Below are 12418 nucleotides of genomic sequence, written 5' to 3'. Positions count from 1 at the left end.
TTTTATGAAATTCGGAATGAACTCACAATTTGATGCAAATCTTGAGCAATACCAGCAAGGCTTTCTGCAGAAGCTGTTATCTCTTCCGTTGACGCGAGCTGCTCTTCCGTTGCAGCCGCTACCGACTGAGCTGTCCCGGAAGTTTGCTGCGCAACAGAGCCTACACTTGCTACGGTTGCCGAAACTTCTTCCGAACTTGCAGCCATTTGCTGAGCCGCCGCAGCCGTTTCCTGAATCTTACTGGCAACTTCTTGCGATGCGTTGACGATCTTACCGAATGCTAGCTCCGCAATCCCTACCTCTTTAAGACCTTCCTGTACTTCTGACTGCCCCGTACTCATAACTTGACCGGCACGTGCAGAATCTCTTTGAATGTTCGAAATGAGTTCGGAAATATCACGTACAGAATCATCCGTCTGCGACGCTAACTTACGAACTTCACCAGCAACAACTGCAAAACCTTTTCCGCTCTCTCCGGCACGAGCAGCCTCAATCGCTGCGTTCAAGGCAAGAAGATTGGTTTGCGAGGCAATATTTCCAATTAACGTAGAGATCTGACCGATGCTCTGTGAATGCTTTTCCAATTCTTTTATGACTTTGTTCGCAGCATCCACAGAATGGCTCACTGCTTGCATCTTGATCACTACACGCTCCATCGAATGGGTCCCTTGCTCAGCAAGCTGCGTTGCAGAAATCGATAATTCAGATACATCCGATGTTGTTTCTGCAATCCGTTGAATTCCTACAGTCATTTCTTCCATCGCTCTGCCGCATTCCATCGAGCTTTGAGCTTGTTTATCGGATCCAGTTGCGAAATCCTGAACAGCTTGTGCAACTTGCTGCGAGGCAGATGTATTCTGCTCGGAGCTGGCAAACAACTGCTGAGACGATGCCGCAACGCTATTCGAGGCAAGCATCATTTGCTCTACAGACTTACGCAAATGGTTAACCATCTGATTAACAGAACCGACTAAATCGCCAATCTCGTCCTTATTTTTTACTAGAATAGGTTCAACGGTAAGATCCCCATTCGCTATCCGATTTAAGGATTGTGATGCTTTACGAACGGGTGAGGAAATGTTTCTAACAAGTATGTAGCAAGTAATTAGCATGAATGCAATGATGACACTAAGAACGATAAGAGATGTATTCACACTTGTTTTGTATACATTCAAGCTTTCCAGCTCCGCTTTTCTTCCTCCCTCTTGATTAAACACAACCATATCCGCCATCGTTTTTTGCGCTTTTCCAAAAGCGGTTGCCATCACCTGGAGGCTTTCTGCAGCTTCCTTTACTTTACTAGGATCAGCGGCATTCTGTTTATTTTTCATAAAAGCAGCTTTGAAATCTTCCCAATTCTTATTAAGTTCGGTGAAGTTATTAGCATCTTCTTCCCCAGCAAGGGATTCCTTATAATCTGCTAACAATTTATCAATACTTGCGATTGATGCTGCCATGCCAGCATCAAGTGGCTCATGCTTTTTAACATCTGGCTCTAGCTTCTTCTGATAGTAAAATGCTAATAAATGCTCCGAGTTATAGTGAATCTCTTCAATAATTTGAATGCCCATCATCCAATTTTCAGCAAGCTTTTTCGTATTGTCCTTCAACGCGCCCATTCGACTCATATCTGTCCAGCTTAATCCTCCAATCATCAGAAAGATGATTGCAAATACCGTAATCATTTTTGTTCGCACTGTAAGTCGCATGTGCCAATTCCCCCCAAATAATGAATGAATGATCCAACTATGATGTATACTCAATTCATCTGCTGCAATCATCATAATCTTTAATCATTAAATTTCTTACCTTACATTCATTGTAAAACTGTTAGATTTGCTAACAGTTAGAATTTTCACGGAGGTTACACATGTCATCATCTTTACGTTTCAAACTTGTCTCATTGCTTGTTCTTATCACTTCTATTTCCCTAACTGTTGTCGGGATTACAAATTATCGGCTCTCGAGAGATAAACTTATTCATCAAATGAAAGAGCAATCGATAACTTCCGTTTCCAATTCCGCACAAAATTTATACGATTTCTTATCCATTCGTTTAGCAGAAGTGGAGCTAATAAGTCGTGTAGACGTTATGAAGCATGGGACACTTGAGGAGCGGCTCCAATTTTTGACCCAAGAATTAAAAACAGGCGCTAATCGCTATCATTCCATGGGAATTATAGATCTCAATGGCTATATGACTCTCACTACTGGACAAACACTTTATGCAACAGGGGAACGAAGATTCCAAGAGGCTCTAAAAGGGAAAACATTCATCTCTGATCCTGAAATCGGTCAAATAACCGGTACATACATCATTTCCATAACCGCACCTGTCTTCAATGAAAAAAACGAAGTGACCAGTATCGTAAACATCTCTCTTGATGCGGAACAAATCTTTTTCGAGCATCTTCATACCCCTTTGGAGAAGGGCGAAATACTTATCGTGAACCAAGAGGGACTCATTCTGCATCATACCGATACAACTCAAATTTTGAAGTTTAATATTTTCACTGAATACCCTTCACTCGGACCAGCCTTTCAAAAAGCGATGCAGACGAACGAAGGATTTCTGGATGAATCTTATTACGGCGGTCAAAAAGCTCGGTGGTTTTATGCGCGTGTACCTCAATTAGACTGGTACCTTGCTTATTCCATGCCCCTTTCAGCTTTCGAAGCTCCAACGAGCCCCTTGCTTTGGTCGACTATCGGATTAATTGTGATGACGGCTGTGGTCATTTTTTTCCTCATTTACTTGACTGCGAATACACTGATTATTAAACGCATCAAGCAAATTCTCCATGTCACAGAATCAGTCGCTGCGGGTAATTTCTACATAAAGCCGCTTATTTTCAAAAGCAAGGATGAGCTGGGTGCTCTTGCCCATTCTGTGAATGGCATGATAGAAAACTTACGTGAGCTATTCGAGCCGTTCGAAGCTTTCATTCATCACAATCAATATGCCATGATCGTGACAGATCCTTCCTTTACCATTAATCATCTCAACAGTAGAGCTGTACAGCTTCTTGGCTATTCTTTAGCAGAAGTTCATAAGAAAGCAACGCCCCTCCTGTGGTTGGATCAAGAACAACTGATAGAAAGAGCCGCGCAATACTCGTCAGAGCTTGGGGAATATGTGCCAGCTGATTGTACAGCTCTCGTGATCCGAACGTTACGTCACCTAAAAGAGGATTCTGAATGGACTTGGCATCACAAAGATGGCACTCGTTTCTTCGTTCAGGTTAGTGTCAGCAGCATTACAAATCCGAATGGCGAGCTGAAAGGTTTCGTATTCATCGCTCGAGATATTAGTGATATTAAGGAGAGCAATGAGTCTAGAGAGAGGCTGTTAACGATTGTAGAAAGCGCACGTGATTCCATTCTCTCATTTGATGAGAAAGGCTATATTTTTTATATGAATCAAGCTTGCAAGAGCATAATTGGATTAGATAAACAGCAAACCATTGGCAAACATTTCAGTGCGTACGTAGATATCCAGAATGACATTAATTTTGAAGAGGGTCTGAACACAGCTATTCGGGAAGGATTCTGGGAATTTGAAGCAGAGGTCCTAACGAAGGAACAACGGCAAATATTCATTTCCGTTATCATCGTGCCCCATTGCCCAGCAGACAAAGATGAGTGTTATTTCTCTGCCATTACGCGCGATATTACGGACCAAGTGCATTCCAAAGAGGAGCTCATTCGAGCGAAGCAAGAAGCGGATGAAGCTAATCTGGCTAAAGGGATTTTCCTGGCTCGTATGAGTCACGAAATTCGGACACCTCTCAATGGCATCGTCGGACTCTCCTACTTGATGGAGCGAACGACCATGTCAATGCTTCAGAGGGATTATATAAGTAAAATAGTCAGATCCTCGGTGTCCCTATCTAATATTATTAATGATATTTTGGATTTCTCGAAGCTCGAGGTGGACAAGCTCGCCATTGAACATCATGCGTTCCAGCTGGATGAGACCATAGACCGTGTTTGTGAAACCCTTAGCGTGCTGCTTGGCCACAAACCGGTTGATTTTATTTGTGATATCCATGACAATGTGCCGCTTGGACTCATTGGGGATTCCCTACGCATGTATCAAGTTTTGCTGAATCTAACTAGCAATGCGATAAAATTTACCGAGCAAGGAACAGTCACACTGCGTGTTTACGTGGAACAGCTCCGAGTGGAAGAAGTCAGAATTGGCTTTACTGTCAGCGATACAGGCATCGGGATGGATGAAGAGCACCTATCCAAGCTATTCCAGCCGTTTGTTCAGGCCGATGAAGTAACGAGTCGGAAATTCGGGGGTACGGGTCTCGGTCTTGTTATCTCGAAGAACATTATTGAGAATATGGGCGGTACCATCGAGGTGTCAAGCCAACCAGAGCTCGGCAGTGAATTCCGGATTAGCTTGCCTTTCACGTTGTCCTTGCAACCTATAAAGACTCAGGCAATCCTCCCGCTGCGCGCATTAATTGTGGAAGATCACCCTGGTCTGAACCAAGTGCTTGTTCATACCCTTCAATCCATGTGTACAGAAGCAGCCGGTGTTTATTCTTGGAAAGAAGCAAGGAATGCCATTGATGTTATTCCCGTAGATGTGATCCTGCTTGATATGGAAGCTGTTGATATGTACAGAGAGGAAGTTTGGCTGGGCATGCTTGAAGCCTGCAGTCGAATGAACATTTTAACGATTATTTACACTACTTTATCGGGCAGGGATGCTTTGGAGCAGCTGCCTGCACAGTCGGCACCGCATGCCATTCTAGTCAAACCTATCTCGCGAATCGTACTATACCAGACACTGCAAACACTAACAGGCACACAGGCCGATAAGGAACTCATCACTACGACAGACTTCCCGCATACAGCAAAAATAATGACATCCTTTCATCGCATTCTGCTAGTCGAGGATAATGAAATTAATCAGACTGTCGCTCGTTCGCTGCTGGAAAATAGTATGAATTGTGACATTCAATTGGCTTCCAATGGCTTCGAAGCATTAAATGACTTAGAGAATAATGATTATGACTTGATCTTAATGGATATTCATATGCCCATTCTAGATGGCATTGAGACTACCAAACGAATTCGTCTTGAGCCTAGATGGATGAACATTCCTATTATTGCTTTAACCGCGGACTCTACTATGGAGAAGCGTTTAGATTGTATTCGGGCTGGTATGAACGAAGTGATCTCCAAGCCCATCATTCCTAGCCGGTTGTTTGCAGCCGTCGATGCTGTTCTAAGCGAGAAGAATAGGATGGCCGTTCCAGGGCTTGATATGGAAGAAGCACTCGGACGGCTTGGCGGAAAAACCGAGATCTATCGCGAAATGCTTCGGAAATTTCAAAGTCAATCCGCTCCTATTATTCCGCAATTAACCCTTGCGATTCAGAAGGGTGACTATGCCGAAGCCCTAAGTCAGCTGCATGCGCTGCGCGGCTCTTCTAGCAACCTGTCAGCTAATCGGGTATTCGCCGCGGCAACTGCTCTTGAAGAAATGTTAGAACATAACGATGGGCCTGATGAAACAAATACCAGCATGATCCAGAACCAACTTCAATCGGTTGCCATTGCTCTGGAGGAAGTTTTTCATTCCATCCAAAAATTGCTGTTAGATTGAAAAATACGCTGATTTATGTCACTATATGCTTATGCTTTTCTCAGTATGAGCATGCAATTTATACGTATAGGTGGTTAAGTTAATCATGACAGTAGAAGGCGCTCCATATCGCATTTTGTTGTATTATAAATTCGTTACCGTAATAGATCACGAAGCTTTAGCTCAGGAACATTTGGCTTATTGCAAAAAGCTCGGAATTAAAGGCCGCATCCTTATTGCTCCCGAGGGCATTAACGGAACGCTTTCAGGAACGGTCGAGCAAACCGAAGCTTACATCGCGATGATGCGTCAAATGCCACTGTTCAAAGACATGATCTACAAGATAGATGAAAGTGAACAGCATGCTTTCAAAAAGTTATTTGTTCGTCCTAAAAAGGAACTCGTCACTTTCCGACTTGAAGAAGACGTGAATCCGAACGAACTAACCGGCACACATCTGAAGCCAAAGGAATTCTACGAGAAGCTCCAGCATGAAGATGTCATCGTCCTTGATGGACGCAACCATTACGAGTACGATATTGGACATTTCCGAGGCGCCATTCGTCCAGAGGTTGAGACTACGAAGGAATTTCCGGAATGGATTCGCAACAATCTCCAAGAATTTAAGGACAAACCCATTCTCACGTATTGTACCGGCGGTATCCGCTGTGAAAAGCTGTCAGGTTTCCTGTTACAGGAAGGCTTCAAAGAGGTTTATCAGCTGGATGGCGGTATTGTGAGCTACGGGAAAGATGAAGATGTTCAAGGTCGCTTATTCGATGGCAAATGCTACGTCTTCGACGAGCGGATTTCAGTCCCTATCAACCGTACAGACGAAGATATCGTCGTAGGCAAATGCTACCACTGCGGAACAGCAGAAGATCGCTACATCAACTGTGCGAACGATGCTTGCCACTTGAAGCATATCTGCTGCGAAGCGTGTGAAGAGAAGCATAATAGCTTCTGCTCGAAGGAATGCGAAGAGAAAACGATGAGTACGCTTGAAGCATAATTTTAGTACCGAAAGAGCCCCCAATCTACAGGTCGGGGGTTCTCTTGCGGTACTAACGTACGAGATAGGTTGACTCTTATTTCGTTACTTTCACTGTCATCTTGTCACTCGAGGTAATGCCACCCGCATTGACCAATTCACTGCGGTACTCATACACACCAATGGCCCTGCCGGCAATCGTCGACACTGCGCTTTGTGCACTTGGAGAAGCTGCATTCAAGCTCTTCGTTTCGATCAAGATGCCATTTTCGTATAGGCGATACTCGGTAGCGTTGGTACCCCACCACATGTTCATCGTCACCTTGTAGCTGCCATCTCCATCCCAGTTATCTTGAGATAGTACCGGTTTACCTGGCGATGCGTCTGTAATCTTGACCACAAGTGGGCTGCTAGCTGTTGTTCCGAAGGAATTAATAAGTTCACTCGTATAGGTGTAAGTGCCGTTCGCTTTACCTTTCACATCTACTTTAGCCAATTGCGCCGCTGGAGACGCGTCTGTCAATGTTTGCGTACTAATGAGTGTGCCATTTTCGTACAGCTTGAACACGGAGCCATTATTCCCCCACCACATGTTCATTGTGACTGTATAGTTACCATCTTTTAATCCAGTTACCTGACCGCTATTATCTGACAAAACAGGTTTACCAGGTGCCCCATCCGATAACGGCTTCACAACCGTAATAGTCACAGCGTTTGTTGGTACTGTTTTTCCACTCAGGGTGACGGCAGCTGTAATTTGTGCAGTACCTTCTGCCAAAGCGCTAACTTTACCTTGTGCATCTACAGTAACTACCGCGCCATTACTTGTGTTATAGGCAAATACTGCACCACTGAGATCAGCAGGTGTTCCGTTGCTTAATGTCGCAGTTAGGTGTGTAGCTGTCGTTTCACCCGGCTTCAGCGATACCACGTCAGCTGCAAGGGTAGCTTGACTGAACGTAACGTTCGCATTCACGTTGAATGTATGTGTCGATTGCACCAAATTGCCCGCTGCATCCACTACACTGTATTGCACCGTATGTGCTCCTAGTGCTAGACTTCCCGCGGCAATCGTTTGACCGCTGTTAATCACAGCGCCATCCAAAGTTAACGTCTGCGTAGCCACACCGGAGTGTGCATCTGATCTGTTCAAATCAAATCTCAACGTATCCGCATCTGTCACATCCCCCACAGCGTGGCCGGACTCCGTCAAAACAGCAACGGGTGGTGTTTTATCTAATTTCACTTGAAACGATTTCGCCGCTTCCACATTCCCCGCGGCATTTGTAGAGAAATATCCGATCGTACTCGTGCCTTCGTTTCGAATGACAATGGGTGCAACGTAAGCAGCTGCAGTCCCACCATTGATACTGTATTCGGTCCATACCGCACCCGCTGATTCATCCACAGCCGTCAAGGTAACCGTCACATCTTCTTTAAACCAGCCCTCGCCATTTGGAGTACCAGACAATGCGGCCATCGTCACAGGTGCCAAGGAATTCCTTTCGATGATGAATGAAACCATCTGAATGCTCCCTGAATTGCCTTCCTGATCTACCGATCTGAAGCTGATATGATAGGAGCCATCCTGCTCAAACGTGATCGGCCCTGCGTATGCCAGCCACGTCTTCCCACTATCCAGACTATATACGGACTGTGTAACCCCCCATAATGTTTGCGGAGCAGACAATGTAACCGTTACCGGACTCATGTATCGCCCATTTTGTCCATCCGGCTGTGAAGGCGATAAATTCGCTGTCGTAGTAGGTAAATCTGCGCCAATCACTTCAATTTCCAACAATCTGGCGTCCGTATAGCCCGCTGCACCAGAAGCTTTCGTTATGTTCATTTTTATTTTCTTGGTGGAAATGGGCGTACTCCACTTCAGAGAATTGTACAAACCACCGTTGGCATCATAAGTGTTATTGGTTACAGTCGCTGCGGTTGTCCAATTGGCCCCATCCCAATACTCCATCGTATAGTCTTTGATTTGAAATCCGTTGCCCCCGATCAGCCCGCTCCAGACGTTGATGCCCTTAATTAACTTATCCTCCGGCCAATCCATCTGAAAGTAGTGCGGTTCGCCGCTTAAAGAAAGCCATCTGCTGCTATTGTCATTTTTTATTCCATCTACTGCCTTATTTGCACTGAATAAACCGTTCGTCGAATCAACAGCTAATACAGCGCTCGGCGCAATATTTTTATATCGATCTGTACCGAATACTTCAATTTCTAACAATCTGGCGTCCGTATAACCGGCTGCGCTAGAGGCTTTCGTTATGTTCATTCTTAATTTTTTGGTAATAATGGGATTATCCAATTCCAATATGTTGTAGGAACGAACATTGGCGTCATTTTTATTATCGGTAACGGCAGCCGCCGTCTTCCACTTTTCTCCGTCCCAGTACTGAATCGTATAATCTTTGATTTGGAACCCGTATCCTCCGATTAGTCCACTCCAAACTTGAATACTACTGATCAATTTGTCCGCCTGCCATTCCATCTGAAAATAATGCGGTTCTCCGCTTAAAGAAAGCCATCTGCTGGCGTTGTCATTTTTAATGCCATCTACCGCCTTACTCGCACTGAACGAACCATTGGTGGAATCAACCGATAATATAGCGCTTGGCGCGATATTGATTAACGGTTCTACTGGATAAGCAATCGATAGCGGAGAAGTATAGGTGCTCTCTCCACTTTCATTTAACGCTGAAATCACATAATAATTATGGAGTGCCGGATTTGCGCTGGTGTCTTTGTAGGTACTTCCTGTTACTCCTGTCGCTACAGTCGTATAAACGCCCTTTAGACTCGTACTTCTTTTGATAACATAACCGGTCGCATTATCCAATCTTACGGACACACGGTCGAAATCAGCTTGCTGGTTGTTCGTGTAAAGACCTACTTTTCCAGAAAGAAGGGGATTACTTCCATCCGTTACTGAAGCTATTACATTTGCGTCCCTATATAGGGTCAACCTATCGCCCGATACCTCAAGCCTGAATTTATTACTCGTATTTGCTCCAAGAATAAAATAAGGGTCCGCTATTTGTTCAGATGAAGCCAAAACCGCCTCCACCCCTTGAAAGCGCTTAACAATTTTATACTTTTTCTCCTGAGAATCGTAATACGCATAATAGTAGTTATTGTTGTCCACATATCTTGCGGCCACGCCATAGTTACCCGTAACGGAACCGGGCGCTACGATTCCAACTTCAACAACATAGTCTTTCCAAGTGCTGTCTCCAGCAACGCTCATTCCATAACCGGAAGAATTACTGCTTCGGTACACGTTGGTACTGCCAAGACCACCTTCCGTACTATGAACAATCCCCCATTCACCGTTTATAACGGTCCATAAACCGTCTCCAAGTTCAAAGTTTTCATAAAATTGCTCTGAATACGAGGGGTTCCAACTTAAATCGACTCCCGTTCCGGTTGCGAAAGCTCGAACTGTGTGAGGAGAATAGGGCATATTCCCCCTAGGAACAGCGCTGTATTCGCTGGAGTTTAAGCCTTCTCCCATACCGTTATACGCAGATACCGTAAAATAGTAGGCTGTATCATTGGTTAATCCGGTCACTTCGTAGCCTATAGAATTGCCAACGTCTTTAACCGTTGTATTGTTGCCAGATCCTGTTCTAACCTTTACATAATATCCGGAAGCGTTGGCTGAACTATTCCAATGTAGTACGACGGAACCTTCCTTTGCTTTCGGGCTTTCCAGCAATGGTGCGCTTGGCTTTACAAGCTTGGCAGCCACTTCATTCGAATTAACGCTTGAACCAGATCTATTATTAGCGCTTACCGCAAAGTAATAGGTTGTACCGTTGGATAAGCCCGTCACGGTATAGTTCTTCAACTGGCCTGCATTTATCGTATTTGTATAAACGCCAGGTGTCGTCCCATACTTCACGACATATCCTGATGCAAGCAGCGAATCAAGCCAAGTTAGCTCCACCTGATTATTACCTACAATAGATTGAACAATACGAGTAGGTTGCGGTAGTTGTCCTCCGGAACCATCCCATTCTACTCTCATCACGCTGTATGGAGGAATCGTTACCGGATTGAGTGTGCCTTCCGTTTGAATAGCAATAGCATTAGGATTTGCCAGTGTATTTTTTAATTCTGGGTCTGTAGATGAAATATACGTTTTCGTCATATTTGATGTAACCGGTACTCCATTCATGTTGATTGTTGCGGTGTGAGTACTGTCCGATTTGTTTGTGATCACGACATAATTTTTATTGTTTTCCCCCTTATATGCCTGCGAATATAAAGCAGGTATATTGCTTCCCGAATACTTGTTAACCTCTGCCCCTCCCGAAGTCGTTGTTTTCCATAAGTGGGAACTGTTATTGATGGCTTCATAGGCGATTTGCAAACCTAAAGCGGCACCGCTTTTATAAATGCCGAAATCGTAACCCGTTGTATCTAATGTCGTCTTTTTTTCATAAGCATCTCGCATTGCGACAGCATAGTTATTGGTGGGTTGGGTGCCAAACTGCATCATCGCATGAAGAAGTACACGTTTCACATTGGGATGGCTCGACAATCTGGTCGTATATTCAGCGGCGAATATGCCATTATACAACGTTTTTATCATCCCCGATGTGGACAAACTCGTCATTGTTGAAGGAGTCGTATTAAACTCGCTTATCGTTACAGGCATATCAGGTCTTCCTTTGGCAAGGTAATAGGAATCGATATACGAATTGGTACGCTCTGCCAAGGCGGAATTCAAGTCTTTGCGCGCTTGGTCGAACGTTGAATACCGATCGCCGCCCCGATAAAAATGGTAGGATACGCCGTCCCAATATTTATTCGGATAAGCAGCCAGCTCTTTATCCCATTCGGGTTTTTCGCCTTGAGAAAACATGACGTTAATCTGTGCTTTCGGATCTACCGATTTGATGGCATCATAATACGGTTTCATTTTATCCGCATAATCCGTTGCAGTCGGAAAAAATTTACTGAATAAAAAAGCTTCGTTGCTCAGCTCGTAAGCGCTAACCTTAATATGATTATCCTTGCAATATTTCGCTATCGCCATTGCTGTTTCTGGCGTATCGGTGAATCCATTGATAATAATCATGGTTTCTCCTTGCACTTGATCCAGAAAATATTTCCAATCCTGAAGTTCTTGTTTGTCAGGCTTGGCTCTCAAGATTTGCCCGTCGTTAACGGCAGCATGGAATGTAGGCATTTTTCCGAAAAATTGCGATACCCATTCGTCATCGTCATCCCCTCTCCTAATGTCGAAATAGTCACTATCCGTCCCGGAGGGAAATCGAAACACACGGCTATTCAATCCTTTTGCCAAATCGATGGCCGTTTGATCGGTGTATAGGATACCATAAGTTTGAAAATCCCCATTATATCCCCCGAAGTTTTCACTTAAGCTCGATTCAACATTCGTATCTATATTTATGGTGGCCGTATAATCCGCGGCATGAACGAGATTTCGTTGATCTATGAATATTCCCAAAAGTAGAGCAAGTAAAATGAATGCGCTTACATTTTGCCTATTAATTTTTTTGCTTTTCATATTATATTCCCCTTTCAATTTACGTATTAACTGGCTCTATTTTATTCACCTTTGCTCCAACGCCCACTGCGACCACAACCGGTATATAGGAAACAGGAGGCTTAGTTGAAACTTCAACACTCACTTGCACTTGGTTAACCATGATTAAATCTACATCCTCGGAGTTAATCTCATTATAATCCGTTGAAACAGAGGAACTAGTTTAACTTTAGTTTCATCCAAAACTCAAAAATAAGCCGGATCACATTCACTCTGTTCGAGCAAAAAGATC

Annotated in this window: 4 protein-coding genes and 2 pseudogenes; 2 read left to right on the top strand and 4 right to left on the bottom strand. The window is 44.1% G+C overall.

Annotation, left to right across the window (positions count from 1 at the left end):
- Positions 1–2 precede the first annotated feature (2 nt).
- The gene (locus tag GC098_RS25290; protein WP_171645984.1) at positions 3–1709 is read right to left on the bottom strand and encodes a methyl-accepting chemotaxis protein; all 1707 of its coding nucleotides are present in this window, start codon (positions 1707–1709) and stop codon (positions 3–5) included.
- A gap of 161 nt (positions 1710–1870) precedes the next feature.
- On the opposite strand from GC098_RS25290, the gene GC098_RS25285 reads away from it, so the two are divergent.
- Positions 1871–5626, top strand: coding sequence for a response regulator (locus tag GC098_RS25285; protein WP_171645983.1), 3756 nt, complete (start codon positions 1871–1873; stop codon positions 5624–5626).
- A gap of 85 nt (positions 5627–5711) precedes the next feature.
- A complete protein-coding gene (trhO, locus tag GC098_RS25280) occupies positions 5712–6617 on the top strand; it encodes an oxygen-dependent tRNA uridine(34) hydroxylase TrhO (protein WP_171645982.1) in 906 nt (301 codons plus the stop codon).
- Between the two features lie 76 nt (positions 6618–6693).
- Here the strand turns inward: trhO and GC098_RS41960 are convergent.
- The 3 genes and pseudogenes from GC098_RS41960 to GC098_RS40930 all read right to left on the bottom strand — a co-directional run.
- Positions 6694–7326: pseudogene (locus GC098_RS41960) on the bottom strand (chitinase N-terminal domain-containing protein); the annotation flags it as partial.
- Positions 7327–7848: 522 nt separating this feature from the next.
- Positions 7849–10638, bottom strand: a pseudogene (locus GC098_RS41955) (OmpL47-type beta-barrel domain-containing protein); the annotation flags it as partial.
- A gap of 1528 nt (positions 10639–12166) precedes the next feature.
- Entirely contained in the window at positions 12167–12289 is a 123-nt protein-coding gene (locus tag GC098_RS40930) for a hypothetical protein (protein WP_281367121.1), read from the bottom strand.
- Between the last annotated feature and the right edge of the window lie 129 nt (positions 12290–12418).

The sequence above is a fragment of the Paenibacillus phytorum genome, from assembly GCF_013141715.1.
Taxonomy (GTDB): Bacteria; Bacillota; Bacilli; order Paenibacillales; family NBRC-103111; genus Paenibacillus_E; species Paenibacillus_E phytorum.
This window is presented reverse-complemented; position numbering and strand designations above follow the sequence as displayed.

Excerpts from the sequence above, each read along its gene's own strand:
- GC098_RS25290 (WP_171645984.1), bottom strand. The coding sequence starts at position 1,709 with ATGCGACTTACAGTGCGAACAAAAATGATTACGGTATTTGCAATCATC.
- GC098_RS25285 (WP_171645983.1), top strand. The coding sequence starts at position 1,871 with ATGTCATCATCTTTACGTTTCAAACTTGTCTCATTGCTTGTTCTTATC.
- trhO (WP_171645982.1), top strand. The coding sequence starts at position 5,712 with ATGACAGTAGAAGGCGCTCCATATCGCATTTTGTTGTATTATAAATTC.
- GC098_RS40930 (WP_281367121.1), bottom strand. The coding sequence starts at position 12,289 with ATGGTTAACCAAGTGCAAGTGAGTGTTGAAGTTTCAACTAAGCCTCCT.